This is a genomic window from Phenylobacterium sp. (genome assembly GCF_035309685.1).
Lineage (GTDB): Bacteria > Pseudomonadota > Alphaproteobacteria > Caulobacterales > Caulobacteraceae > Phenylobacterium.
This window is the reverse complement of sequence record NZ_DATGEX010000013.1, coordinates 1-22,318: the sequence shown is the minus strand read 5'-3', so window position 1 is coordinate 22,318 and position 22,318 is coordinate 1. Positions and strand designations below refer to the sequence as shown.

Annotated in this window: 27 protein-coding genes and 1 pseudogene; 20 read left to right on the top strand and 8 right to left on the bottom strand. The window is 69.3% G+C overall.

Annotation, left to right across the window (positions count from 1 at the left end):
- Positions 1-24 precede the first annotated feature (24 nt).
- Positions 25-756 (top strand): TorF family putative porin, encoded by a 732-nt coding sequence (locus tag VKQ35_RS02895; protein WP_324358549.1) that lies wholly within the window; start codon positions 25-27, stop codon positions 754-756.
- 1 nt (position 757) lies between these two features.
- Here the strand turns inward: VKQ35_RS02895 and VKQ35_RS02890 are convergent, their stop codons facing one another.
- Positions 758-1,105, bottom strand: a complete 348-nt coding sequence (locus VKQ35_RS02890; protein WP_324358548.1) for a hypothetical protein — start codon at positions 1,103-1,105, stop codon at positions 758-760.
- A gap of 120 nt (positions 1,106-1,225) precedes the next feature.
- On the opposite strand from VKQ35_RS02890, the gene VKQ35_RS02885 reads away from it, so the two are divergent.
- Both VKQ35_RS02885 and VKQ35_RS02880 read left to right on the top strand, forming a co-directional pair.
- Positions 1,226-2,392 carry a DegT/DnrJ/EryC1/StrS aminotransferase family protein gene (locus tag VKQ35_RS02885; protein WP_324358547.1) on the top strand — a complete coding sequence of 389 codons (1,167 nt, stop codon included), beginning with the start codon at positions 1,226-1,228 and terminating at the stop codon, positions 2,390-2,392.
- A 183-nt stretch (positions 2,393-2,575) separates the two neighbouring features.
- On the top strand, positions 2,576-3,211 hold the full coding sequence (locus VKQ35_RS02880; protein ID WP_324358546.1) for a PEP-CTERM sorting domain-containing protein: 636 nt from the start codon (positions 2,576-2,578) through the stop codon (positions 3,209-3,211).
- Positions 3,212-3,275: 64 nt separating this feature from the next.
- Here VKQ35_RS02880 and VKQ35_RS02875 read toward each other — a convergent pair whose 3' ends face one another.
- The 3 genes from VKQ35_RS02875 to VKQ35_RS02865 all read right to left on the bottom strand — a co-directional run bounded on the left by VKQ35_RS02875 (position 3,276) and on the right by VKQ35_RS02865 (position 5,988).
- Positions 3,276-4,163, bottom strand: a complete 888-nt coding sequence (locus VKQ35_RS02875; protein WP_324358545.1) for a patatin-like phospholipase family protein — start codon at positions 4,161-4,163, stop codon at positions 3,276-3,278.
- Positions 4,160-5,065, bottom strand: coding sequence for a patatin-like phospholipase family protein (locus VKQ35_RS02870; RefSeq protein WP_324358544.1), 906 nt, complete (start codon positions 5,063-5,065; stop codon positions 4,160-4,162). Before VKQ35_RS02870 ends, VKQ35_RS02875 begins: the two co-directional genes overlap by 4 nt.
- Before the next feature lie 86 nt (positions 5,066-5,151).
- Positions 5,152-5,988, bottom strand: a complete 837-nt coding sequence (locus VKQ35_RS02865) for a sulfotransferase (protein WP_324358543.1) — start codon at positions 5,986-5,988, stop codon at positions 5,152-5,154.
- Between the two features lie 204 nt (positions 5,989-6,192).
- Between VKQ35_RS02865 and VKQ35_RS02860 the strand changes: the two genes are divergently transcribed.
- From VKQ35_RS02860 to VKQ35_RS02835, 6 genes are all read left to right on the top strand, one after another.
- Positions 6,193-7,158 carry a zinc-binding alcohol dehydrogenase family protein gene (locus tag VKQ35_RS02860; RefSeq protein WP_324358542.1) on the top strand — a complete coding sequence of 322 codons (966 nt, stop codon included), beginning with the start codon at positions 6,193-6,195 and terminating at the stop codon, positions 7,156-7,158.
- A gap of 10 nt (positions 7,159-7,168) precedes the next feature.
- Entirely contained in the window at positions 7,169-7,591 is a 423-nt protein-coding gene (locus VKQ35_RS02855; RefSeq protein ID WP_324358541.1) for a DUF3995 domain-containing protein, read from the top strand.
- 18 nt (positions 7,592-7,609) lie between these two features.
- Entirely contained in the window at positions 7,610-8,449 is an 840-nt protein-coding gene (locus VKQ35_RS02850; protein WP_324358540.1) for an alpha/beta hydrolase, read from the top strand.
- A 10-nt stretch (positions 8,450-8,459) separates the two neighbouring features.
- Positions 8,460-9,245 (top strand): SDR family NAD(P)-dependent oxidoreductase, encoded by a 786-nt coding sequence (locus tag VKQ35_RS02845; protein WP_324358539.1) that lies wholly within the window; start codon positions 8,460-8,462, stop codon positions 9,243-9,245.
- Positions 9,246-9,255: 10 nt separating this feature from the next.
- A complete protein-coding gene (locus VKQ35_RS02840; RefSeq protein ID WP_324358538.1) occupies positions 9,256-9,846 on the top strand; it encodes a histidine phosphatase family protein in 591 nt (196 codons plus the stop codon).
- Positions 9,847-9,946: 100 nt separating this feature from the next.
- A complete protein-coding gene (locus VKQ35_RS02835; protein ID WP_324358537.1) occupies positions 9,947-11,326 on the top strand; it encodes a cytochrome P450 in 1,380 nt (459 codons plus the stop codon).
- A 233-nt stretch (positions 11,327-11,559) separates the two neighbouring features.
- Here VKQ35_RS02835 and VKQ35_RS02830 read toward each other — a convergent pair whose 3' ends face one another.
- The gene (locus tag VKQ35_RS02830; protein WP_324358536.1) at positions 11,560-11,799 is read right to left on the bottom strand and encodes a hypothetical protein; all 240 of its coding nucleotides are present in this window, start codon (positions 11,797-11,799) and stop codon (positions 11,560-11,562) included.
- Positions 11,800-11,915: 116 nt separating this feature from the next.
- Between VKQ35_RS02830 and VKQ35_RS02825 the strand changes: the two genes are divergently transcribed.
- The 3 genes from VKQ35_RS02825 to VKQ35_RS02815 all read left to right on the top strand — a co-directional run bounded on the left by VKQ35_RS02825 (position 11,916) and on the right by VKQ35_RS02815 (position 14,589).
- Complete coding sequence (locus VKQ35_RS02825; protein WP_324358535.1) at positions 11,916-12,662, top strand: YebC/PmpR family DNA-binding transcriptional regulator; 747 nt, start codon at positions 11,916-11,918, stop codon at positions 12,660-12,662.
- Positions 12,643-14,016 carry a sensor histidine kinase gene (locus VKQ35_RS02820; RefSeq protein WP_324358534.1) on the top strand — a complete coding sequence of 458 codons (1,374 nt, stop codon included), beginning with the start codon at positions 12,643-12,645 and terminating at the stop codon, positions 14,014-14,016. The genes VKQ35_RS02825 and VKQ35_RS02820 overlap by 20 nt, the downstream gene beginning before the upstream one ends.
- 84 nt (positions 14,017-14,100) lie before the next feature.
- Entirely contained in the window at positions 14,101-14,589 is a 489-nt protein-coding gene (locus VKQ35_RS02815; RefSeq protein WP_324358533.1) for an SRPBCC family protein, read from the top strand.
- Positions 14,590-14,652: 63 nt separating this feature from the next.
- On the opposite strand, the gene VKQ35_RS02810 is transcribed toward VKQ35_RS02815, so the two are convergent.
- Positions 14,653-14,778 (bottom strand): hypothetical protein, encoded by a 126-nt coding sequence (locus tag VKQ35_RS02810; protein ID WP_324358532.1) that lies wholly within the window; start codon positions 14,776-14,778, stop codon positions 14,653-14,655.
- Between the two features lie 67 nt (positions 14,779-14,845).
- Between VKQ35_RS02810 and VKQ35_RS02805 the strand changes: the two genes are divergently transcribed.
- The 3 genes from VKQ35_RS02805 to VKQ35_RS02795 all read left to right on the top strand — a co-directional run bounded on the left by VKQ35_RS02805 (position 14,846) and on the right by VKQ35_RS02795 (position 17,278).
- Positions 14,846-16,138 carry an alkyl sulfatase dimerization domain-containing protein gene (locus VKQ35_RS02805; RefSeq protein ID WP_324358531.1) on the top strand — a complete coding sequence of 431 codons (1,293 nt, stop codon included), beginning with the start codon at positions 14,846-14,848 and terminating at the stop codon, positions 16,136-16,138.
- Between the two features lie 75 nt (positions 16,139-16,213).
- Positions 16,214-16,582 (top strand): hypothetical protein, encoded by a 369-nt coding sequence (locus VKQ35_RS02800; RefSeq protein WP_324358530.1) that lies wholly within the window; start codon positions 16,214-16,216, stop codon positions 16,580-16,582.
- 81 nt (positions 16,583-16,663) lie between these two features.
- Positions 16,664-17,278, top strand: coding sequence for a DUF4142 domain-containing protein (locus VKQ35_RS02795; RefSeq protein WP_324358529.1), 615 nt, complete (start codon positions 16,664-16,666; stop codon positions 17,276-17,278).
- A 54-nt stretch (positions 17,279-17,332) separates the two neighbouring features.
- Here the strand turns inward: VKQ35_RS02795 and VKQ35_RS02790 are convergent, their stop codons facing one another.
- The gene (locus VKQ35_RS02790) at positions 17,333-17,743 is read right to left on the bottom strand and encodes a hypothetical protein (protein WP_324358528.1); all 411 of its coding nucleotides are present in this window, start codon (positions 17,741-17,743) and stop codon (positions 17,333-17,335) included.
- 5 nt (positions 17,744-17,748) lie between these two features.
- Positions 17,749-17,964, bottom strand: coding sequence for a hypothetical protein (locus VKQ35_RS02785; protein WP_324358527.1), 216 nt, complete (start codon positions 17,962-17,964; stop codon positions 17,749-17,751).
- A gap of 312 nt (positions 17,965-18,276) precedes the next feature.
- Between VKQ35_RS02785 and VKQ35_RS02780 the strand changes: the two genes are divergently transcribed.
- The 5 genes and pseudogenes from VKQ35_RS02780 to VKQ35_RS02760 form a co-directional block, all read left to right on the top strand.
- A complete protein-coding gene (locus tag VKQ35_RS02780) occupies positions 18,277-18,486 on the top strand; it encodes a cold-shock protein (RefSeq protein WP_324358526.1) in 210 nt (69 codons plus the stop codon).
- Positions 18,487-18,754: 268 nt separating this feature from the next.
- On the top strand, positions 18,755-20,425 hold the full coding sequence (locus VKQ35_RS02775) for a M28 family metallopeptidase (RefSeq protein ID WP_324358525.1): 1,671 nt from the start codon (positions 18,755-18,757) through the stop codon (positions 20,423-20,425).
- A gap of 129 nt (positions 20,426-20,554) precedes the next feature.
- The gene (locus VKQ35_RS02770; RefSeq protein ID WP_324358524.1) at positions 20,555-21,160 is read left to right on the top strand and encodes a hypothetical protein; all 606 of its coding nucleotides are present in this window, start codon (positions 20,555-20,557) and stop codon (positions 21,158-21,160) included.
- Between the two features lie 59 nt (positions 21,161-21,219).
- The gene (locus VKQ35_RS02765; RefSeq protein ID WP_324358523.1) at positions 21,220-21,912 is read left to right on the top strand and encodes a peptidylprolyl isomerase; all 693 of its coding nucleotides are present in this window, start codon (positions 21,220-21,222) and stop codon (positions 21,910-21,912) included.
- 2 nt (positions 21,913-21,914) lie between these two features.
- Positions 21,915-22,318: pseudogene (locus VKQ35_RS02760) on the top strand (hypothetical protein); the annotation flags it as partial.

Here is a 22,318-nt window from a genome sequence, read left to right as displayed (position 1 = left end):
GCTTGCGAAGCTAGACACTGATGGATGAAAGCCGCCCTCGCCGCGTCCGCGCTGATCCTGGCCCTCACCGGTCCGCCGGCGGCGCTTGCCGCGAACGAGGCGGGCGGCCTGTTCTCGTTCATCGCGCTCACCAGCGACTACCGCTACCAGGGCGCCAGCAACACCGACGGCAACGCCGCGGTGCAGGGCAACGTCCACTACTGGCGCCCCGACGGCTGGTACGCCGGGCTGTTCGCCAGCCAGGTCGACTTCAAGGACCCCGGCCACACCAGCTACGAGCTGGACTGGTACGGCGGCAAGAACCTCGAGTTCGACGGCGGCAGGACCGAGCTGAAACTGCAGCTCATGGACTCGGTCTTCCCGAACAACCGCACGCCGGGGCCAACCTATGATTTCCTGACCTATGAGATCGCGGGCAAGCGGGTGTGGGGCAAGCTCACCACCTCGACCCTGGCCGCCTTCGTGCCGCAGGGCTCCTACCGCTCCGGCAAGGTCTGGCGGGTCGAGACCGACGCCGACTACGCCTTGACCCCCGACCTCACCCTGAAGGCGATCGTCGGCGACCAATGGGGCGGCCGCAACCACACCCGCGCCTATTGGAGCCTGGGCGCCGCGAGCCGGTGGAAGACGCTCGGCTTCGACCTGCGCTGGGTCGGCACCGACCGCACGCGGGCGAATTGCCCGTTCCTGCCGAAGACCTGCGGTCCGGAGGTGGTCGGCACCCTCACGGTCAACCTGCCGCCGCTGATGTTCTAAATCAGGGCGCCGTGGGGATCGGCATCACGGGCATGATCTCAACGGAGTCGCCCGGGAAGATCGAAAAGTGCGGATGGCCCTCGAACAGCTTCGCCGCCGCCTCCGCGGAGTCCGCCTCGAGGATGGTGTAGCCGGTAACGAAGTTGCTGCTGTCGGCTATACCACCCGGGGAGACCCGCTTGGTCTTGCCGAGCGGGCCGCCGGGGTCGACCACGACATCGGCGTGGTCGGTCATCCACTTACCCCAGGCGGCCATTCCCTGGCCGATCCGCTCCGGCGTCGGCGGGTTCGCCTCGCCCCGCTTGCTGGCCTCGACCGACCCCATGTAGAGCGCGATGAATTTCGGCATGCGGTCCTCCAGCTTGTCGCTCGCGACCTAAGCGCCGAAACACCGCGACACCAAGCGTGTTTTGGCGTGGCCGGGCGACACATGCCATAGGCCCGCCCGCAATCGGCAAGAGGTCCGCTCATGATCCCGTTCATCGACCTGCAGGCGCAGCGCGCGCGGCTCGGTCAGCCGCTCGAGGATGCGATCCTCAAGGTCGTGCGCTCCGGCGCCTACATCATGGGCCCCGAGATCGCCGAGTTCGAACGCCAGCTCGCCGCCTTCGGCCAGGCGCCCTACGCGCTCTCCTGCGGCTCGGGGACCGAGGCCCTGGTGCTGCCGCTGATGGCCTGGGGGATCGGGCCGGGCGACGCGGTGTTCTGCCCCTCCTTCACCTTCGCCGCGACCGCCGAGGCCATGCCGCTGGTCGGCGCCTCGCCGGTGTTCGTCGACATCGATCCGGAGACCTATAACCTCGATCCGGAAAGCCTGCAGGCGGCCATCGAGGCGGTGAAGCGCGAGGGCAAGCTGACGCCCAGGGCGGTGATCGCCGTCGACCTGTTCGGCGGCCCGGCGGATTATCCGGCCATCGCGCGGGTCTGCGCCAAACACGGCCTGAAACTGATCAGCGACTCCGCCCAGGGCTTCGGCTGCACGTTGGATGGCAAGCACCCGATCCACTGGGCCGACGTCACCACCACCTCCTTCTTCCCGGCCAAGCCGCTCGGCTGCTACGGCGACGGCGGCGCGGTGCTCAGCAAGGACGAGGGCTTCCACGACCTCCTGGTCTCGCTCCGCGTCCACGGCCAGGCGGTGAAGTCGGACATCGTCGGCAAGACCTTCGAGCACGACCCGAAATATCTGAACGTCCGTATCGGGATGAACTCCCGCATGGACACCATCCAGGCCGCCGTCCTCTTGGAAAAGATGAAGATCTTCGAGGACGAGATCGCCGCCCGCAACCGCGTCGCCGACCGCTATGCCCAGGGCCTGGGCGACCTCGTGAAGACGCCCACGGTGCTGGATGGCGGCGTCAGCGTCTGGGCCCAGTACACCATCGAAGTTGCAGGTCGCGACGACCTGGGCCCCGCGCTCCGCGAACAGGGCGTGCCGACCGCGGTCTACTACCCGATCCCGATCCACAGGCAGGGCGTCTATTCCGGCTATCCGATCGCGCCGGGCGGCCTGCCGGTCACCGAGGCCAAGGCCGGCCGGGTGATCAGCCTGCCCATGCACCCCTACCTGAAGGAAGACGATCAGGACCTGATCGTCGCCGCCATCCGCGCCTTTGTGAAGAAGAATTCGGACTAGCTCACTATAGGTTTTTTATATCTCTGCCGGAGTGCTTGACTTAAAACTCGCACGACAATCCCCCGCTCTTCTTGCGAGATTCGCCTGAGACGTGTTTCCAATTGCGCAGGTTGCTCTGCGGTGATTGGGTCCGTTTACGAATTTTTAACGACGCGAATTGCCACCTTTCAAGGGGGAGACAACATGCGGATCACCACTCTTCTCGCCGGCGCAGCCATGGCGGTCGTCGCAACGTCGGCGGCGTATGCGGGTACGCCGGCGCTCAGCTTCAGCGACACCAGCGCCAGCACTCTGGGCAATCCGCCCTTCACCCTGGGCTGGCAATTCGATGTCCTGTCCGCGATCAACGTGGATGCCCTGGGCGTCTATGACCAGGACGGCGATGGCTTGGCCGACCGCTATGACATCGGCATCTGGGACAACAGCAACAACCTGATGGTTTCCGCCACGCTCGGCTCCGGGACCTCGGGAACGCTGATCGACAAGGTCCGCTACGTCGACGTGTCGCCGGTCACCCTGGCGGCCGGGACCTATTTCATCGGCGCCCTTTACGCCACCGGCGACGATCCTGTCGTCTTCCCGGGATCGGGCGACACGATCTCGACGATCTCGCAAGTCCACTATGTGGGGGCGACCTACGCCGGCGGCGGATCGCTCAGCGACCCTACAAACCCCTTCAGCAACAACGGCTTCTACGGCCCGGACTTCACCGCGAGCGGCGCCGTGCCGGAGCCGGCCGCCTGGGCGCTGATGCTCACCGGCTTCTTCGGCGCCGGAACTGCCCTGCGCGCCAGCCGCCGCCGGACCGCGGTCGCCTAAGGCGACCGCCGATCACGTCATGGAAAGGGCCGCCGTCGCCGGCGGCCTTTTTCTCGTCCCGCGCCTAGCCCCAGACCGCCTTGACGCTGTCGGCGATCGCCAGGCCCTGGGTGAGCCCGGCGCGGGCGGCGCCGGCGCGCTTCTCGAAGTCCATGGGATTGCCGCCGAGCGCGGCCACGCCGGCGGCGTCGGGCAAGATGGACAGCACCGCCGCGCCGCCCGCCTCCAGGCTGGCGGTCTCTTCCGCCAGGCAGTCGAACAGCTTGGCGAGCGCTCCGCCGGGCGTCCATTCGCTCATCCGCACCTGCACAATCAGCACCACGTCGTAGCCGGCAGCCAGGTCGGCGTTGGTCATCGACCGCGCCCCGCCGTCGATCCAGCGCCGGCCGTTGATGGTGACCGGCGGATAGATGCCCGGGAAGCTGCAGCTGGCCGCCACGGCGCGCCCCACGCCGACGCCGGAGTCCTGGGTCCACAGCTCAAAGGCCCCGGTCTCGGCGACCACGCCAGTGCAGGCGAAGCTGCGCGCCGGCCAGGCGTCGTCCGCCAGCGCGGCGAACTGGCGGCCGAAACTCTGGATGTACTCGTCCTCGGACATGGTCGGCGCGGCGAGCGCCAGGGCGCCGATCTCCGCGCGCGCCTCGGCGAGATCGCGCTTGGCCTCCTTCGCCTTGGCCATGATCCGCATCACCTGGGTCAGGTCCGGCGGCTTGCGCGTGCTTCGCGCGACATTGCGCACCATGCTGGTGGCGTCGGAGAGGATCGGATCGGCGAGGGTCGCGCAGGGCTCGCCCATGGCCAGCCGGAGGCCCACGAAAGAGCCGGCGGAGGTGCCCTGGATGTGGTCGGCCTCGCCCAGGTCGACGCCGCCCTGGGCGAGGCCGGCGATCAGGCCGCTTTCCCAGGCGATGCCCACGGGGCCGCCGCCGCCGAGGACAAGGGCGCGGCTCATCGCGCGTCCCAGTAGGGCTTCACGTCCGCCGCATAGGCAAGGCCCTGGGCCAGGCCCGCGCGCGCCGCGTCCGGGCGGCGGCGGAAATCCATCAGGTTGGGGCCAAAGGCCGCGACGGCGTCCTCGTCGGGCGTGATCGTCACCACCGTCGCGCCGCCGTCCTTCAGGGTCTCGACCTCCTCGTCGAAGCGCGCCTGAATCCGTTCGCCCAGCGCGCCGCCCGCCGCGCCCAACCGCACCGCGACCACGATCACCAGCCTGTGGCCCGCGGCCATGTCGGCGTTGGTCGAGGAGCGCATGCCGCCGTCGATGTAGCGCCGCCCGTTCAGGGTCACCGGCGGATAGATCCCTGGCACGCTGCAGCTCGAGGCCACCGCGCGGACCACGCCCACGCAGGACTCCTTCGTCCAGAGCTGGAAGGCCCCGGTCTCCGCATCCACCGCCGTGCAGGCGAAGCCGCGGTCCGGCCAGGCGTCCACCGGCAGGGTGGAGAACGACTTGCCGAAGGTCTCCAGGAAGGCCGCCTCGAGCATGGTCGCGGCGGCCAGCGCGAAGGCGCCGATCTCCTGGCGCACCTCGGCCGGGTTGCGCACCCCGCCCTGCGCCTCGCCCATCAGCCGCATCAGCGCGGTCAGGTCCGGCGGCGGGCCGCCGCCCGCGCCGCCACGGCTGGGGGAAGGCCGTTGTTCTCCGGGGATGCGGTCGGCGATAATCGCGTCGGCGAAGGTCGGCGTGTCCGCGCCCAGCGCCAGCCGCGCGCCGACGAAGGAGCCCGCCGAGGTGCCGAGCGTGAAGTCTGCCTGGCCGAGATCGACGCCGCCCTGCGCCAGGCCCGCCACCAGCCCGCTTTCCCAGGCGATGCCCACCGGTCCGCCGCCGCCCAGCACCAACGCTCGAGTCATCGCCCTGCCCTCTGCCGCAACCGCAGTGTCGGGGAGACCGGCGACAATGTCATCAGGCCTGCGTCAGGCCGGCGGCAGGCTGGGCCTCAGGCCGCGAAGCGCCGCTCGCGCATCAGCTCGCCGCACTGTTCCTGGATCAGCTCGACGCTGTCCGCATCGAGCCCGTTGCGCCAGTCGCCGGGCACGCCCTTGCGCAGAAAGGAACTGGCGTCCTCCACGCCTGGCGGCCGCCCGCTCATCGCCTCGAAGGAGGTCGCCGCGGCGATGCGCTCCAGCTGCACCTGCTCGGTCGAGACGCCCAGGAAACCGAACAGGCCCGCCGACGTCAGAATCGGATCGGCATGCAGGTCGCGATAGGTCACCTCATGCACCAGACCCGGATGCGCCTTGGAGAACGCGTCTACCCGCGTGATGGCGTCCTTCCACCAGCCGATCGCCGCTTCGACGACCTTGCGGCGGTCGTCCTCGCCAGGCGCCAGCGCGCGCGAGCGGCCGGCGCGGGCCTCGAAGCTCAGCCTGGAGACCGCCACGTCGCGCGGATCGCGGACCATGTGCAGGATCCTGGCCTGCGGGAACAGGTGATGCAGCCGCCCCAACTGCTTGACGTAGGCCGGCGTCTTGTCGCCGATCCAGCGCGTCTCGGCGCTCGCCCGCGCACCCATCCGGCGCAGGATGAAGGCGCGCACCATGTCGTCGAACTCTTCCTGGTCGACCGGCTGATAGCTTGGGCGGCCCTCGTAAACCTTCTCGGCCTCCACGCCGAGCTGGGCGTTGTAGGCGTTGATCATCTGCGCGGCCGGCAGGCTGAATCGCTGCACGAAATGGCCTTCGCCCGAGCAGCAGACCTCCGGATGGGCGTCCAGCACGCTCTGCAGCCAGGTCGTCCCGGATTTGGGCGCCCCACAGACGAAAAAGACGTTCACGCCACCCGGCACGCCACGGTCCTCAAGCCAATTCAAGCGTCACTGTAATAGGAGAAACTTATAGAGAAGTTATGCAACCGCAAGCTGCCAGCCGCGCGCCCGGGTTCTGCGCCGGGCCTTGCCGTCTTGCGCCTGCAATCGCCGCATGGGATGCGTTTCGTCAAACAGATGTTTGGCTGAAGTCAGCAAGTGGGAGGCGGCGCCATGAAGGCTGCGGTCTATTATGAAAACGGCGGCCCGGACGTCCTCAAGTACGAGGAGGTTCCCGATCCCGAATGCCACCGCAAGGGCATCGTCATCCGCGTCGAGGCGGTCTCCATCGAGGGCGGCGACACGCTGAACCGCTTCCGCGGCGCGCTGGCGACCAAGCCGCACATCGTCGGCTACCAGGCCGCCGGCGAGGTGGTCGCGGTGGGCGAGGAGGTCGAGAACATCCGCGTCGGCGACAAGGCGGTGACCACCGGGGCCTTCGGCAGCCATGCCGAGCTGCGCGCCGTCGCCGCCCGCACCGCCTGGGTGATCCCGCCCGGCATGGACGTGCGCCTGGCCGCCGCCATCCCCGTGCCCTTCGGCACCGCGCACGACTGCCTGTTCGAGTTCGGCCGCATGAAGAAGGGCGACATCGTCCTGGTGCAGGCCGGCGCCTCCGGCGTCGGCGTCGCCGCGATCCAGCTGGCCGCACGGGCCGGGGCGTCGATGGTGCTGGCGACCGCCTCCTCCGACGCGCGGCTGGAGGCCTTGAAGCCGCTCGGCCTCACCCACGGCATCAACTACAGCCGCGATGACGTGGCCCAGGAGGTCGCGCGGCTGACCGACAAGCACATGGCCGACGTGATCGTCGACAGTGTCGGCGGGCCCACCCTGCAGAGCTCGATCGCCAGCCTCGCCTACCGGGGCCGCGTTTCGATGGTCGGCGCCGCGGGCCGCGAGCCGATGGTCGTCGACGTGGGCTCGATGATGGGCGGCAACCGCACGCTTTCGGGCGTCTTCCTGGGCGCTGAGATCGCCACCGACCGGGTGCACGACAACATCCAGCAGCTGATCCAGGATGTGGCCGACGGCAGCCTGAAAGTGGTCATCGACCGGACTTTCAAGCTCGCGCAAGCCGCCGAGGCCCACCGCTACATCGAAAGCCGGCAGGCCATCGGCCGTGTGCTGCTGATCCCCTGAAAGCATCACGATGGGCCTGACGATCACGCTGACGCTGGGCGCCCTGATCGCCGCCATCGCCGCCCTGCACTTCAGCTGGGCGCTGGGCGCGCATTGGCCGGCGCCCAAGGGTCAGCCGCTGGCGATCTATGTGACGCCGGGGACCCGCTGGCCCGGCCGGGCGATCACGCTCGCCGTCGCGCTGGCGATCGGCGCGGCGGCCGGGGTGGTCCTGGCGTCTCGCGCCAAGGTCCCGGCGCCCTGGGACATGCTGGCCGCCGGCGCCTACTTCGTCGTCACCCTGGTCTTCCTGGGCCGGGGCCTCGCCGGCTATTTCCCGGCCCTCTGGCGCCGCGCCGAGGGCCTGCCCTTCCATCGCCTCAACCGCGCCTTTTACTCTCCGCTCTGCCTGGCGATCGGGGCGGGCCTGGCCATCAACGTCCTGATCACCTGAGACCTGAGGAGGCTTCACATGCCCCGCGCCAAGAACGGCGACGTCGAGATCGAGTACCAGAGCTTCGGGGACGGACAGCCGGAGACCATCCTGATGGTCAATGGCCTGGGCTCGCAGATGACCCGCTGGCCGGAGGCGTTCTGCGAAAAGCTGGTCGCCAAAGGCTACCGCGCCATCCGCTTCGACAACCGCGACACCGGCCTCTCCACCTGGCCGGAGAGCGCCTACACCTTGGCCGACATGGCCCGCGACGGCATCGCGGTGCTGGACGCCGCCGGGGTGAAGAAAGCCCACATCGCCGGGGTCTCGATGGGCGGCATGATCGTCCAGCGCATGGCCCTCGACCATCGAGAGCGGGTCCTGTCGATGACCTCGATCATGTCGACCACCGGCGCACCCGAGGCCTTCAAGTCGACGCCCGAGGCGGCCGCGGTGCTGAACGTCCCGCCGCCGGACCCCAAGGCCGACTTCGAGGCCTTTGTGAAGAACCGCATGGCCAATGCGGTCACCATCGGCAGTCCCGCCTATCCGTGGACGGATGAGGAGAACCGCGCCCGCGTCATCGCCGAGCACCAGCGCGCCTTCAATCCCAAGGGCGTCGTGCGCCAGCGCAACGCCGTGGGCGCCGACGGCGACCGCACCGAGGCCCTGAAGCGCCTGAAGCTGCCGGTCGTCGTGTTGCATGGCGCGGACGACCCGCTCCTCATGAAGGTCGGCGGCGAGGCGACGGCGGCGGCCATCCCTGGCGCGGAGCTGCGCATCATCCCGGGCATGGGCCATGACCTGCCGCCCGGCCTCTACGACACCTTCGTCGACGCCATCACCGCCGCGGCCAGCCGCGCCAAAGCGAACGCATAGGGATAAGATCATGGGACGTCTCCAGGGCCGCACGGCCGTCATCACCGGCGCCGGAAGCGGCATCGGCCGCGCCGCCAGCCTGCTGTTCGCCCGCGAAGGCGCCAGCGTCGTCTGCGCCGACCGCGCCGACAGCGTCGAGGAAACCGCGCAGATGGTCGGCCAGGCCGGCGGCAAGGCGATCGCCCTGCAGGGCGACGCCGGCGACGAAGCCTTCGTGAAGACCTACATCGACCGCGCCCAGGCCGAGTTCGGCTCGCTCGACGTCGTCTGGGCCAACGCCGGGATCTCCGGCGGCTGGACGCCGCTCGACGAGCAGACCGCCGACTACTGGGCCGAGATCCTGCGGGTGAACCTGATCGGGGCCTTCCTGGCCGTGAAGCACGCCAGCCGGGTGATGATCCCGGCCGGCAAGGGCTCGATCATCTGCACCGCGTCGGTCGCCGGCATCCGCTCCGGCGCCGGGGGTCCGGCCTATTCGGCATCGAAGGCCGGGGTCATCAGCCTCGCCCAAACCTCGGCCAATGAGTTCTACGGCACCGGCGTGCGGGTCAACGCCATCGCGCCCGGCCTGATCGAGACCGGCATGACCAAGCCGATCTTCGACGGCGCGCGGGCGCGGGGCAACGAGGACAAGATCGGCCAGCTCAACCCGCTCACCCGCTACGGCGTCCCCGACGAGATCGCCCACGCCGGCCTGTTCCTGGCCAGCGACGACGCCTCCTACGTCAACGGCCAGACCATCGCGGTCGATGGCGGCCTTTCGACCAGCCATCCGGTCGTGCGCCGCAAGCGGTGATCTACCTCGGATGATTTACCTGGTTCGGCACGGCCAGACCGAGTTCAACCGCGAGCGCCGCATCCAGGGCCATGTGGATAGTCCGCTCACGGAGCTTGGCTTGCGCCAGGCCAAGGCGGTCGGCCGCCTGCTGCGCGACCTGATCCGCGAGCCCGACGGCTGGCGCATCGTCTCCAGCCCGCTCGGCCGCGCGCGCTCGACCGCCGAGATCGTCGCGGCAAAGATCGGCGGCCTGCCGGTCGAGCTCGACGCGCGCCTGCAGGAGATGAGCTGGGGCTCCTTCGACGGTCGCCTGCGCGCCGAGATCGAGGCCGAGCACCCGGAGACCTTCGGCAAGACAGGCTGGGCTTTCGACGCCCCCACCGACGGCGAGACCTACGAGGGCGTCTGCGCCCGCGTCGGCGACTGGCTGGCGAGCCTCCCGCCCGAGCCGGAGCGCAAGATCATCGCCGTCTCCCACGGCATCTCCGGACGCGTGTTGCGCGGTCTCTACGCGGGCCTGCCGCGGGACGAGGCCGGCCAGCAGGACGTTCCGCAGGACGCCGTCTTCCTGCTGCAGCACGGCGGCGTCGGCCGCATCGACTGCGAGCCGGTGGCGTAGCCCGGCCGTGAGCTGACCTCACAAATCCACGCCCATTTCCTCGTTTGCTGCAACGCAGCATGAGGCGCACCTTCCGCTGGCGAACCTCGCGGAGAGCGCCATGAGCGTCCAGGCGATCGACACCCCGGCCTTCATTCCCGCCGCGCCGGCGCGGCTCGACAAGCCGGCGTCGGCGCTGAACCAGCTGTTCGGCGGGGCGTCCCACGACCTGGTCCAGTGGTGGACCGCCGAGAGCTTCCGCAGCCCCGTCACCAGCAACACCCTGCTGGGCGCCACCTATCACGCGATCAACGATCCGCAGGCCATCCGCCGCGTGCTGCTCGACAACGTGGAAAACTATCCCAAGCCCAGCCTGTTGCCCCGGGTCTTTCCGCTGATCGTCGACGGCCTGTTTGGCGCAGACGGCGCGCCGTGGCGCAGCCAGCGCCGCCTGATGGCGCCGGTGTTCACGCCCGCCGCCATCGGCGACTTCCTGCCGATCTTCACCGCCGTGGCGCAGGACACAGCCGACGCCTGGGAACACCCGGAACCCGCCGTCGTGGACGTGGCGGCGACCGCCACGCGGGCGACCTTCGACATCATCAGCCGCGCGCTGTTTTCCGCCGAACCGGGCCTGGCGGGCGACGAGGCGGCCCAGCACGTGGCCGCCATGCTGGCCGGGGTGGGCGAGGTCGGGATCATGGCCTACCTCGGCCTCTCCCGGTTCAGCCCCACCCGCCGCGCCCGCGCAGGCCGGCGGGGCACGGCCTATCTCGCCGAGCGCATCGCCGCCTTCATCGCCCAGCGCCAGGCCGATCCGAGCCCGCCGGCGGATTTCATGACCCGGCTGATCGCCGCCTTCGCCGCCGACCATCCGCCGGAGGACGCCGCCAGGCTGGCGCTCTCCAACGCCGTCACCTTCCTGGTCGCCGGCCACGAGACGACGGCCAATGCGCTGGCCTGGACCCTCTACCTCTTGAGCGAACAGCCGCAGGCCCAGGCCTGGGCGGCGCAGGAGGCGCGCGAGGCGCTGGCCGGCGGCGGCGATCCCGCGGCGGTGCTCGGCCGGCTCGTCTACCTGCGCTGGGTGCTGGACGAGGCGCTTCGGCTCTATCCGCCCGCCCCGCGCATCGACCGCCAGGCGCTGGCCGACGACCAGCTGGGCGACCTCAAGGTGAAGAAGGGCGACTACCTCGGCGTCTGGCCCTGGGTGCTGCATCGGCACGAGACCCTGTGGGACAAGCCCGACGCCTTCGACCCCGAACGCTTTGCCCCGGAGGCCCGGGCCGCGCAGCACCGCTTCCAGTACATCCCCTTCGGCGCGGGCCCCCGCATCTGCATCGGCGCCCAGTTCGCGACGGCCGAGGCGCTGTTGATGCTCACCGAATGGCTCGCCCGTTTCGAGTTCGCGCCGGCTCCAGGCCACCGGGTCGAGGTCACCTCCGACATCGCGCTGCGCCCCAAAGGCGGCCTGCCGCTGATCGTCTCCCGGCGCAGCTAGATCGTCCACGAACCACACGAACGGGTTCTGGTCCTGAGAGGCCCGCGCAGCGGGCAGTCCTTTTTTCAAACCGCAGAGAACGCCATGATCGCAAAGAGGCCGCGCCAGTCGCACGGCCATCGCGATCATCCTCTCCTCTGCGATCTTGGCGTTCTCCGCGGTTGAATCGACCGAGCCTCCGCTGCCGCGGAGTCTCGAAGGCGCGAAGCCGTTCGTGTGGTTCGTGGACAGACCTAAGTCCGGCGAATGCGCCGCATCTCGACCACCCGCTCCGGGCCCAGCCAGTGGGCCAGCGCCAGAACGCCGACGGCGGTGACCACGCCCAGCGTGAAGGCCGCGCTGGCGGTGATCGAGACCCCGGCCGCGCCGACCTTCAGCGGCGGGCGGTCCATCCAATGGACCAGCTCCCCGTTGGCGGCCGGCGCAGACGCCGGTGTCGTCCCGTCCAGTTCGTCGTAGACCTGTTCGCTCATGGTCGGCCTCCATCTTCCGGGTGGGCTAACCCGCGCGCATGGCAGGGGTTCCTGCGCGCCGCCCCGAAGGCTAGAAGCAGTCCCCTCCTTATGTACGGGACCCGCGCAGACCGACCATGGCCGGACATTCCAAGTTCAAGAACATCATGCACCGCAAGGGCCGCGCCGACAGCGCGCGCTCCAAGCTGTTCTCCAAGCTCTCGCGGGAGATCACGGTGGCGGCCAAATCGGGCCTCCCCGACCCCAACATGAACGCCCGCCTGCGGCTCGCCGTGAACAACGCCAAGGGCGAGTCGCTCCCCAAGGACGTCATCGACCGGGCGATCAAGAAGGCGTCGGGCGGCGACGCCGAGGCCTATGAGGAAATCCGCTACGAGGGCTTTGGCCCGGGCGGCGTCGGCGTGATCGTCGAGGTGCTCACCGACAACCGCAACCGCTCGGCCGCCACCGTGCGTTCGACCTTCTCGAAATACGGCGGAAATCTGGGTGAAACGGGCTCGGTGTCCTTCATGTGGGACCGGGTGGGCGAGATCGGTTACCCGCCCGAGGCCGGCAGCGAGGACAAGGTCATGGAGGCCGCCATCGAGGCCGGCGCCGAGGATGTGGAGTCCGACGAGGACGGCCACATCATCTACACCGCCTTCGCCGACCTGGCCGACGTGGCTGCGGCATTGGAGACCGCGCTTGGCGCGCCCAAGTCGACTAATATCGTCTGGCGCCCGAAGGCCCGCACCCCGATCACCGGAGATGCGGCGTCCTCGCTGATGAAGCTCCTGGAGACCCTCGACGACGATGACGACGTCCAGAAGGTCTATTCCAACGAGGAGATCGACGCCGCCGAACTTGAGTCCCTTGCCGGCTGAGGCCGCCGACCGCGCCCATCGCCAGGTCCGCGGCGAGCGGATCTTCAACACCCTCGTGGTCGGCTGCGTGGCGCTCGGATTCCTCACCCTGGTGGTGGTGGGCGCGATCGCCGCCTCGGTGCTGGCGCGCAACATCAACTTCACCGGCCTGGTGGCCCACACCTACCAGGTGCAGTCGGCGATCTCCGACTTCCGCGCGCTGGACGAGCGGATCGAGACGGCGCGCCGCGGCTATCTGCTGTCGCACGACGAGCGCTTCGTGACCGGGGTTAAGACCATCCGCGGCCAGGTCGACGCCGCCGCCGCGCGCATCGGCCAGCTCACCGCCGACAATCCGGCGCAGCGGGCCAATGTCGCCACCCTGCGCACCCTGCTCGCTCGCCAGACCCAGGCGATCGACGTCTCCCTGGCCTTCGCCCGCGGCGGCGCCCACGACAGTTCGGGCTTCTATCAGGACACCGGCGTCGCCATCGCCCGCGACATCCGCCGCCAGACCGACACGATGCTGGCGGAGGAGCAGAAGAAGCTCGCCGAGCGCGACCAGGCGCGGCGCGCGTCGGTCGACCGGCTGATCGTCATCAGCGTCGCCGCCGGCCTTCTGCTGCTGGCCGTGGGCGCGGGCTCCCTGCTGATCATCCTGCGCTACACCCGCGACCTCACCGCCTCGCGCGCGGCGTTGGCCGAGCTCAATCGCGGGCTGGAGGCCGAGGTCGCCAGCCGCACACTCGACCTGCAGGCCAGCAACACCCGCCTGGAGGCCCTGCTGGGCGAGGTCAATCACCGCGTCGCCAACAGCCTGCAGCTGGTCTCGGCCTTCGTGCAGATGCAGGCCCAGGCGGTGGACGAAGGCGTCGCCCGCTCGGCGCTGAAGGACACCCAGCGGCGCATCGAGGCGATCATCCAGGTGCACCGCCGCCTTTACTCCTCGGGCGACGTCACCTCGGTCAACATGCAGGACTACCTGGAGGCCCTGGTGCGCGAACTGGAGGACACGCTCTCCTCGGCCGCGTCGCCGCGGCGCCTCCGCCTGGTCTCCGACGAGGTGCGGCTGGAGACCGACCGGGCCGTCTCGGTGGGCGTGATCGTCAATGAGCTGGTGACCAACGCCTGCAAATACGCCTACCGCCGCGGCGAGCCCGGCGAGGTGCGCATCCGCCTGGCCGACGGCGGCGGGAGCCTGATGCTCACCGTCGAGGATGACGGCGCCGGCATGCCGCCCGACGGCGCGGTGCAGGGCACCGGCCTCGGCGGACGGCTGATCAGGGCCATGGCCGCCAGCCTGAACTCAGAGGTGATCTACGACGCCGCCCATTCCGGGGTGCGGGCCACGCTTCGCCTGGCCAGCGCCGCCTAGAGTGCTCCTGCGCACAGCCTCTTGGCTTCCGCCGCGTCGCCTGCGCACAGTTAGGGCCAACCAAAGCAACTGGGGGAAACCGACATGCACCTGAAACTCGCCGCCGCCGCCATCGCGGTCTTGACCGTCACAGCGGCGGGCGCCGCCTGCGCGGAAGACTTCGTGACCATTCCGCTGGAGACCACGGTCAATGCGCCGGCCGACAAGGCCTGGCCGAAGATCAGCGGCTATTGCCTGATCGGCCCCTGGTTCAAGACCACCTGCACGGTGGCCGGCACGGAAGGCCAGGTGGGCTCGGTGCGCACCATCGCCGGCCGCGTGCGAGAGCTGCTGGTCGCCAAGACGGCCTGGTCCTACACCTACTCCCAGCCCAAGAGCCCGATCGACTACCACGGCACCGTGGAAATCCAGCCGATCGATAAGAAGACCTCGAAGCTGCTCTACACGCTGGTCTACGACGCCGACGCGCTGCCCAAGCACGAGGCGGAAGACAAGGCCAAGGACAAGGCCCAGCGCACCGCCCAGTTCACCAATCTGCTGGCGACGATGAAGGCGGCCGCCGAAGCGAAATAGCCGCGTCTGCCGCCGGCTGGGTCGGGCTAGCACCCGGCCCAGACCCAGGCCCAAACCGGCGCGTCAGCGCCGGCCGAGAAATGTGAAGAGCGAATAGACGGCGACCAGCAGCAGCAGGCCGACCACCATGGCGCGGCCGACCAGCTTGCGCCTGGCGGCCTCACGATCATTCTCAGGGGCGTCGTTCATAAGGCCGGATGAGCCCTGCCCAGGCTCATTCGTCAAGCGCGGTCGAGGGCGCCCAGGGAGTCCGATCATGCGTATCTTCTTGCCCCTCGTACTGGCGCTCGGCCTGACCTCGGCCGCCGCCGCCCAGGACCTGGGCCTCGGCGCGGCCCAGCCCACCGGGGCCGGCGCGAACCAGACCAAGGCGCTCGCCTTCGCGGGCGGGCGGATTTTCCAGGCCACCGGTTTTGGCAACACCTTCATGGTGACCACCAAGGCCGGCGACGTGATCATCGACACGTCCTTGCCGATGAATGCCGCACGGCACCACAGCCTTCTACGCGCCGAGGACAAGACGCCGATCAAAGCCATCATCCTGACGCACGGCCACGGCGACCACACCGGCGGCGTCAGCGCCTGGAAGGAGGCCGGGACCCAGGTCATCGAGCAGTCCAACTCGGTGGAATTCCGCAACTACCAGGAGCGGCTGGCCGGCTTCTTCGCCATGCGCAACGCCGCCCAGTACCAGGCCCCAGTTGGAGGTTTAGGGGCCGGCGCGGTCCGGGCCGGCCTGAACCCAGGGAACTACGCCGCGCCGAAGCTCGCCGACGTGCTGTTCGACAAGGAATACAAATTCAAGCTGGGCGACCTGACCTTCGACTGCCTTGCCATGCCGGGCGAGACGCCGGACATGCTCAACGTCTGGATCCCGGAGCTGAAGGCGCTCTTCATCGGCGACAACTACTATGCGTCGTTCCCCAACATGTACACGCTGCGGGGGACCCCGCCGCGCCCGGCGTTGAACTACGTCGAATCCATCAACAAGGTCCTGGCGCTCAAACCCGAGATCGTGCTGCCGAGCCATGGCGTGCCGATCGTCGGCGCCACCAACGTCCAGCGCGTGCTGACCCAGTACCGCGACGCCATCCTCTATGTGCATGACGCCACCGTGCGGGGCATGAACCAGGGCAAGGACGCCTACACCCTGATGAAGGAGATCAAGCTGCCGCCGGAGCTCTATGTGGGCGAGGGCTATGGCGCGATCTCCTGGTCGGTGCGCGGCGTCTACGAGGGCTACGCGGGCTGGTTCGACGGCGACCCGGCGACCATGTACGCGACCGCGCCCTTGGCCGCCGACGCGGAGCTGGTCAGGATCGCCGGCGGGGCGACGCCGGTCGCCGCGCGCGCCGAGGCCGTCGTGGCCAGCGACCCGGCGCTGGCGCTGCGGCTGACCAGCGCCGCGCTCGCCGCAGAGCCGAAGAACGCCGCTGCGCTCGCCGCCCGCAAACATGCGCTGGACCGGCTGCTGGCCGCCTCGAAGAACTCCAACGAGAGCGGCTGGCTGCACGCGGGGCTCTCACGCGTCGAGGCCGCCCAAAAATAGCGTCGCAATCCGGCGCGTTGCCAGAAACCGGTAACGTGTTATCTTTCAGAAATCGGCGTTCGGGCGAGATTGACGATGCGTAAACTGCTGATCTCCATGGGGTTTGTCGCAACCTGCGGACTGTTGTCCTCGCCCGGCCCGGCCGCGGCGCAAGGGTTCGGCCAGGTCACCTTCGGCTCGACGGCGACGCCGGCGGCCACCCCCGCCGAAAAGGCCGCGGATGCGTCGAAGCCCCACAACCTCGATGGCGTCACCGTCACCGGCAAACGCGTGCCTGACAGTCAGAAGGATCCCACCGAGGTGCTCTGCCACAAGGAGACGCCCATCGGCAGCCGCTTCCCCGTTGAGGTCTGCGCCACGCGCCGCCAATATGCGGAGCGGCGGATGATCGACCAGGAACAGCTCTACGAGTGGACGCAGGGCAAGCCGCTCAAGAGCAACTGACGCTGCGGCGTAGCGCGCAACCGGGGAACCCGTTGCGGCGCAAGGCTTTTGTCTCCCCGCAGCAACCCGGGAGACGCCATCATGAAACACGCCCTTATGCTCAGCGCCGCCGCCGCCGCGGCCCTGTCGCTGACCGCCTGCAACAAGCCGGCGAGCACGACCGCCTCCGACGCGGCCTCGGCGACCGGCGCCGCGGTCAACAAGGCCGAGGACGCCACCGGCGCCGCGGTCGGCGCGGCCAGCGCCAACACCATCGGTCCGCACGACACCGCCGCCTTCGTCTCCAACGCCAGCCAGAGCGACATGTACGAGATCCAGGCCGCGCAGATCGCCGAAAAGCGGTCTAAGAACCCTGACATCAAGGCCTTCGCCAAGATGATGATCAAGGACCATACGGCCAGCACGAAGGCCATGACCCCGCTGGTCGCCGCCGCCGGCCAGAAGCCCGCCGATAAGCTGGACGACCGCCGCCAGGGCTTCATCGACCATCTGAACAAGGCCAGCGACGCCGACTTCGACAAGACCTACGTCGACCAGCAGGTGGCCGCGCACACCGAGGCGCTGGATCTGATGAACGGCTACGCCAAGGACGGCTCCGACGCCGGCCTGAAGGGCGGCGCGGCCAAGATCGCGCCCACCGTCCAGACGCACCTCGACAAGATCAAGGCGATGCAGGCGGCGATCAGCAAGAGCTGACCCCGGCCAGCTGCGCCGGAGCGAGGTAAGCGCCGCCCTCAGGCGACGGTGGCCCTATTCGACGGTGGCGGGAGCCTTGACGGCCTTGGCCTTCGCCGGCGCCCTGGCCTTGGGCGTGCCGTCGGCGTTGACCGCCTTCTTGCGGACCGCCTTGGGCTTGGCGGGCGGCGGCTCGGGCGCGGCGCCCCGCACATAGCCGGTGTCGCCGCGGTCGAGGATCGACTGGGTCACCCCGCCGCCCTGGTCCACCGCCACGCCGAGGTAGCGCATGCCGCCCTCGCCGAAGGTGATGTCGGCCACCGCCACCTTGGGGTCGCGCTTCAGTTCCGAGGCGTCGCGCAGCGTCATGCGCAGGGTCATGTCCTCGCGCGACACGCCGTCGGCCTCGGCCTGTTCGATGGCGTAGCGAGCCTCTTCGGCGGCGGAGCCGCGGCGGCGGGCGGGCTTGGGGGCTTGGGTGCTCATGGGTGTCACGCGTCCGCGAAGAAGCCGTGTTCGCCGCTCACCCGCACCTGGCACGGGCGGCCCTGGTCCTGCAGGGCGCGGGCGCGTTTGTTGGCGGCGGCCTTGGCCTCTTCCTTTTCGGCGGTGTGGTCGGAGAACACGCCCTGGTGTTCGACCGCCCAGCGGCCTTCGTGGCGCGCCACGGTCAGGGTTTCACGATCGGCGGCGCCGCGGATGGCCATGGTCGTTGATCCTTCTAAAGCGCGGCGCGGACGCCGCGGCCCCGGGATTGTTACTGGATGATTGAGCGACCTAGATTTCTATAGGTAAAACAGCGCGCTGTCTCCCCTTTTAAGCGAAGGTTTCGCGAATTGCCTTGCGTCTTGCGCCAGGTCATGGAAAGATGGCGCCATCGAATATCGTTTTGGCTCGCCCGCTCTCCACCCCCGATTTCACAGTCGGGCGCCGGAACCGCCCTCGACCCTCTCCGAAAATTTGATCATGCCGTCCATCGTGGGCGCGTGAATACTTGATACCCGGAAGGGGATACTAATATGGCGACTGGTGTCGTGAAGTGGTTCAACGGCCAAAAAGGCTTCGGTTTCATTCAGCCCGATGACGGCGGCCAAGACGTGTTCGTGCACATCTCCGCCGTCGAGCGGGCCAACATGTCTTCGCTGAACGAAGGTCAAAAGATCAGCTACGAGCTGGAAAAGGACCCGCGTAACGGCAAGACGTCCGCCGGGCAGCTCGGAGCCGCCTAAGGACTTCAACGCCTGGCCCCCAGGGGTCGCGTGAACAGATTGGGGCCGGCGCTTTCGAAGCGCCGGCCCTTTTCGTTTGGGGCGGCGCTCTTGGATAGGAGCGGGCTGACGCCAGGCGGGCATCCTTCAGGATGCTTCCGGCCCTTCGATCGCATGGTCAGATGCGAGCTTGCGGGTCCGGGCAAGTCAACTGGCAGCCATGAGATTTAAGGCTCAGATTGGCCGCCCCCTCTCGTGAAAGTCGCCCGCTTTCGGCTAGGGTTGCGCCATGCGCACCCTCTCACTGACTCTCGCCGCGGCCGGGCTCCTCGCGGTCTCGCCAGCCCTCGCTCAGAAGCCTCCTCCGAACCCCATCTCCCCAGCCCGCCTCTCCGCCGACGTGAAGGTGCTGGCCGACGCCAAGCTCTACGGCCGCGCGCCCGGCGGCCCGGGCGAGGCCGGGACGATCGCCTGGCTCACCGCCCAGTTCAAAGCGCTGGGCCTCAAGCCCGCGGGCGACAAGGGCGGCTGGACCCAGGCCGTGCCGCTAATCCGCTTCACCGTAGCGCCGGACCCGAAGTTCAGCCTCACCGCCGGCGGCAAGACCCAGGCGCTGGCCGAGACCAAGCAGATCATGGCCTGGACGCAGCGGCCCACCGACCGGGTGGTGATCGCCAATGCCCCGCTGGTCTTCGTGGGCTACGGCGTCACCGCGCCGGAGCGCGGCTGGGACGACTTCAAAGGCGTCGACCTGAAGGGCAAGATCGCCGTCATCCTGATCAACGACCCCGACTTCGAGGCGCTGCCGGGCGAGCCGGTGGCCGGCAAGTTCGGCGGCAAGGCGGCCACCTACTACGGCCGCTGGATCTACAAGTACGAGGAGGCCGCCCGCCGGGGCGCGCTCGGCGCGCTGATCGTCCACGAGACCGCCGGCGCCGCCTATCCCTGGTCGACGGTCGTGGCCTCCAACGGCGAGAGCTACGACGTGGTCCGCCCCGACCCGGACAAGGTCCATCCCCTGCTGCAGGGCTGGATCCAGCGCGACATCGCCGTCGACCTTTTCAAGGCCAGCGGCCTCGATTTCGAGGCCCTGAAGAAACAGGCCCGCACCTACGGCTTCAAACCCGTGACCCTGACCAGCGCCAGCTTCTCCGCCGACATGGGCGTCAAGACCGCCAAGCTGATGAGCCACAACGTCCTGGCTCAGATCCCCGGGACCACGCGGCCCAACGAGAGCGTGATGTTCGGCGCCCACTGGGACGCCTTCGGCCAGGGTCCGGCGGACGCGACCGGCGACACCATCCGCCATGGCGCGATCGACGACGGCATGGGCGTGGCGGGGGTCCTGGAGATCGCCCGCGCCTTCGCCCATGGCCCAAGGCCGCGGCGCAGCGTCGTCTTCGGCGTCTGGACCGCCGAGGAGCGGGGCCTGCTGGGCAGCGAATACTACGCGGCCCATCCGAAGTTCCCGCTGGCGACCACCGCCGGCGACTTCACCATGGACGTGGTCCAGACCGCCGGGGCGAGCCACGACCTGGTGCTGGTGGGCGCCGGCCAGAACAGCCTGGAGGCCGACCTCGCCAGGGCCGCCGCCCGTCAGGGCCGCACGATCACCCCCGACCCGGCGCCGGAAAAGGCGCTGTTCTACCGCGCCGACCACTTCAGCGTCGCCAAGCGGGGCGTCCCGACGCTGCTGATCATGGGGATGGCGGCGGGGCCGGACCTGGTGAAGGGCGGCCGCGCGGCCGGCGACGCCTGGGTCAACGACTACACAACCAAGTGCTACCATCAGGTCTGCGACGACTGGCATGCCGACTGGGACCTCTCCGGCGCCGCCGCCGACATCGACCTCTTCTACGAAGTCGGCCGCGACCTCGCCAACTCCAGCCGCTGGCCGACCTGGAACGCCGCCTCGGAGTTCAAGCCGGTCCGCGCGCAGACGGCGGCCGCGCGGAAGTAAGAAGCCTCCCCTGCACGCTGCCGCTGCGGTGGAGGTTTTGAGAGCCCGGCTAAGTTGACGCGCACGTCAAGGCTTCCTATTCCACGACGGAACGGCGTTCACGAAGGAACGGCCGACCGGGAACACGCCATGAAGCTCTCCATCGCCGCAACCGCCCTCGCACTCACCGCCACCGCCGCCTTCGCCCAGCCGCCGGCCTCGGCGGCCGGCCCCACGGTCGTGCGCGGCGTGGTCACCGCCATGACCGATGCCTCACTGACGCTGAAGACCGACAAGGGCCCGCAGGTCGTGAATCTGACGCCCGCCTGGTCGGTCTCGGTGACCAAGGCCGTCGCCATCGACGCCATCCAGCCCGGCAGCTTCATCGGCACCACCGAAATGCCCAAGGCCGAGGGCCAGGGCGAAAGCCTGGAGGTCCACGTCTTCCCGCCCGGCGTGAAGATGGGCGAAGGGCACTACGGCTGGGACCTGAAGCCGGGTTCGATGATGACCAACGGCACGGTCGGCACCGTCGTCACCGGCAAGAAGGGCTCGCGCGAGCTCGACGTCTCCTACTCCTACGGCCAGCGCCACATCACCGTGCCCGCCAATGTGCCGGTGGTGCAGATCGGCCCGGGCAAGCGCGACATGGTCAAGGTCGGGATCCCCGTCTTCATGGTGGTCCAGAAGACCGCCAACGGCATGATGGCCGGCGCTGTGTCGGTCGGAGAGAACGGCGCCAAGCCGCCGATGTAGCCGCCTTGGCCGGCCGCGAGGGTCTGGCAGGCGCCGCGGCGCGCGGGTAGGCTTGCGCCATGCTCCTCCGCCGCACCCTCCTCGCCCTCACCGCCGCGGTCGCCTTCGCGACCGCCGCGCCCTTCTCCCAGGCTTGGGCCCAGGCCCCCAACCCCCGCGTGGTCATCACCACCACCGTGGGCGCGATCACCGTTGAACTCGCCGCCGACAAGGCGCCGATCACCACGGCCAATTTCCTCAAATACGTCGACCGCAAGCTCTATGACGGCTCGACCTTCTACCGGGCGTCGAAGCCGCCGGGCCAGACCACCAACGACTACGGCTCGATCCAGGGCGGCCTGCGCGACGACGTGAAGAAGAAGCTGCCGCCCATCGCCCACGAGAGCACCATCAAGACGGGCCTCAAGCACGGCGACGGGACGATTTCCATGGGCCGCTATGCGCCGGGCACCGCCCAGGCCGACTGGGTGCTCTGCGTCGGCGACATGAGCTACCTGGACGCCACGCCGACCGACCCGGGCTTCGCGGCCTTCGGACACGTGACCGACGGCATGCCGATCGTGCGCCAGATCCTGGGCATGCCCACCGATCCCAACGCCGGCGTCGGAGCCATGAAGGGCGAGATCCTGGTTAAGCCGGTGAAGATCCTCTCGATCCGCCGCGCCCCGCCCGCCGACGCCGCGCCGGCGCCCAGTGCGACGCCGCCCGCCACGTCGCCGACCCCGTCCCCGACGCCCACGCCCTCCGCCTGACCGTGGCGCAGCACCCCAAGCTAAAGGTCGGCGTCGATGTCCCCTGGGTGACCAGCTGGTCGAAGGAGCCGATGGGCGCGGTCGCGCCCTGTCCGAGCGTCGATGGCGTCTTGGCGGTCGGCCAGGCCTGGGCGCCGGGCGAGGGCAAGCCGCTCTATTCCCGCAACCACCTGTTCCGCCAGCGCAAGTCGGTGCGCGAGATGCTCTGCCCGATGTGCGGCAAGCCCACCGCCAAGGGCGACCGCTGGAGCCAGACCGGCCGCTGGACCACCGCGCGGGAGGTCCGCGACCGCAACATGGGCATCTGGCTGCCGCAGGACCTGAAGGACGAGCATCCCCTGTTCGACGCCGGCGCCATCGCCCCTCTGCACCGCGCCTGCGCCGAGCGCGCGCTCACCCACTGCCC

Coding starts and splice junctions, on each gene's coding strand:
- VKQ35_RS02830 (WP_324358536.1), bottom strand. CDS start 11,799: ATGAGCGAACAGGTCTACGACGAACTGGACGGGACGACACCGGCGTCT.
- VKQ35_RS02800 (WP_324358530.1), top strand. CDS start 16,214: ATGCGTAAACTGCTGATCTCCATGGGGTTTGTCGCAACCTGCGGACTG.
- VKQ35_RS02840 (WP_324358538.1), top strand. CDS start 9,256: ATGATTTACCTGGTTCGGCACGGCCAGACCGAGTTCAACCGCGAGCGC.
- VKQ35_RS02895 (WP_324358549.1), top strand. CDS start 25: ATGAAAGCCGCCCTCGCCGCGTCCGCGCTGATCCTGGCCCTCACCGGT.
- VKQ35_RS02870 (WP_324358544.1), bottom strand. CDS start 5,065: ATGACTCGAGCGTTGGTGCTGGGCGGCGGCGGACCGGTGGGCATCGCC.
- VKQ35_RS02790 (WP_324358528.1), bottom strand. CDS start 17,743: ATGAGCACCCAAGCCCCCAAGCCCGCCCGCCGCCGCGGCTCCGCCGCC.
- VKQ35_RS02825 (WP_324358535.1), top strand. CDS start 11,916: ATGGCCGGACATTCCAAGTTCAAGAACATCATGCACCGCAAGGGCCGC.
- VKQ35_RS02885 (WP_324358547.1), top strand. CDS start 1,226: ATGATCCCGTTCATCGACCTGCAGGCGCAGCGCGCGCGGCTCGGTCAG.
- VKQ35_RS02850 (WP_324358540.1), top strand. CDS start 7,610: ATGCCCCGCGCCAAGAACGGCGACGTCGAGATCGAGTACCAGAGCTTC.
- VKQ35_RS02855 (WP_324358541.1), top strand. CDS start 7,169: ATGGGCCTGACGATCACGCTGACGCTGGGCGCCCTGATCGCCGCCATC.
- VKQ35_RS02815 (WP_324358533.1), top strand. CDS start 14,101: ATGCACCTGAAACTCGCCGCCGCCGCCATCGCGGTCTTGACCGTCACA.
- VKQ35_RS02835 (WP_324358537.1), top strand. CDS start 9,947: ATGAGCGTCCAGGCGATCGACACCCCGGCCTTCATTCCCGCCGCGCCG.
- VKQ35_RS02890 (WP_324358548.1), bottom strand. CDS start 1,105: ATGCCGAAATTCATCGCGCTCTACATGGGGTCGGTCGAGGCCAGCAAG.
- VKQ35_RS02805 (WP_324358531.1), top strand. CDS start 14,846: ATGCGTATCTTCTTGCCCCTCGTACTGGCGCTCGGCCTGACCTCGGCC.
- VKQ35_RS02880 (WP_324358546.1), top strand. CDS start 2,576: ATGCGGATCACCACTCTTCTCGCCGGCGCAGCCATGGCGGTCGTCGCA.
- VKQ35_RS02795 (WP_324358529.1), top strand. CDS start 16,664: ATGAAACACGCCCTTATGCTCAGCGCCGCCGCCGCCGCGGCCCTGTCG.
- VKQ35_RS02780 (WP_324358526.1), top strand. CDS start 18,277: ATGGCGACTGGTGTCGTGAAGTGGTTCAACGGCCAAAAAGGCTTCGGT.
- VKQ35_RS02875 (WP_324358545.1), bottom strand. CDS start 4,163: ATGAGCCGCGCCCTTGTCCTCGGCGGCGGCGGCCCCGTGGGCATCGCC.
- VKQ35_RS02775 (WP_324358525.1), top strand. CDS start 18,755: ATGCGCACCCTCTCACTGACTCTCGCCGCGGCCGGGCTCCTCGCGGTC.
- VKQ35_RS02765 (WP_324358523.1), top strand. CDS start 21,220: ATGCTCCTCCGCCGCACCCTCCTCGCCCTCACCGCCGCGGTCGCCTTC.
- VKQ35_RS02860 (WP_324358542.1), top strand. CDS start 6,193: ATGAAGGCTGCGGTCTATTATGAAAACGGCGGCCCGGACGTCCTCAAG.
- VKQ35_RS02770 (WP_324358524.1), top strand. CDS start 20,555: ATGAAGCTCTCCATCGCCGCAACCGCCCTCGCACTCACCGCCACCGCC.
- VKQ35_RS02845 (WP_324358539.1), top strand. CDS start 8,460: ATGGGACGTCTCCAGGGCCGCACGGCCGTCATCACCGGCGCCGGAAGC.
- VKQ35_RS02810 (WP_324358532.1), bottom strand. CDS start 14,778: ATGAACGACGCCCCTGAGAATGATCGTGAGGCCGCCAGGCGCAAGCTG.
- VKQ35_RS02785 (WP_324358527.1), bottom strand. CDS start 17,964: ATGGCCATCCGCGGCGCCGCCGATCGTGAAACCCTGACCGTGGCGCGC.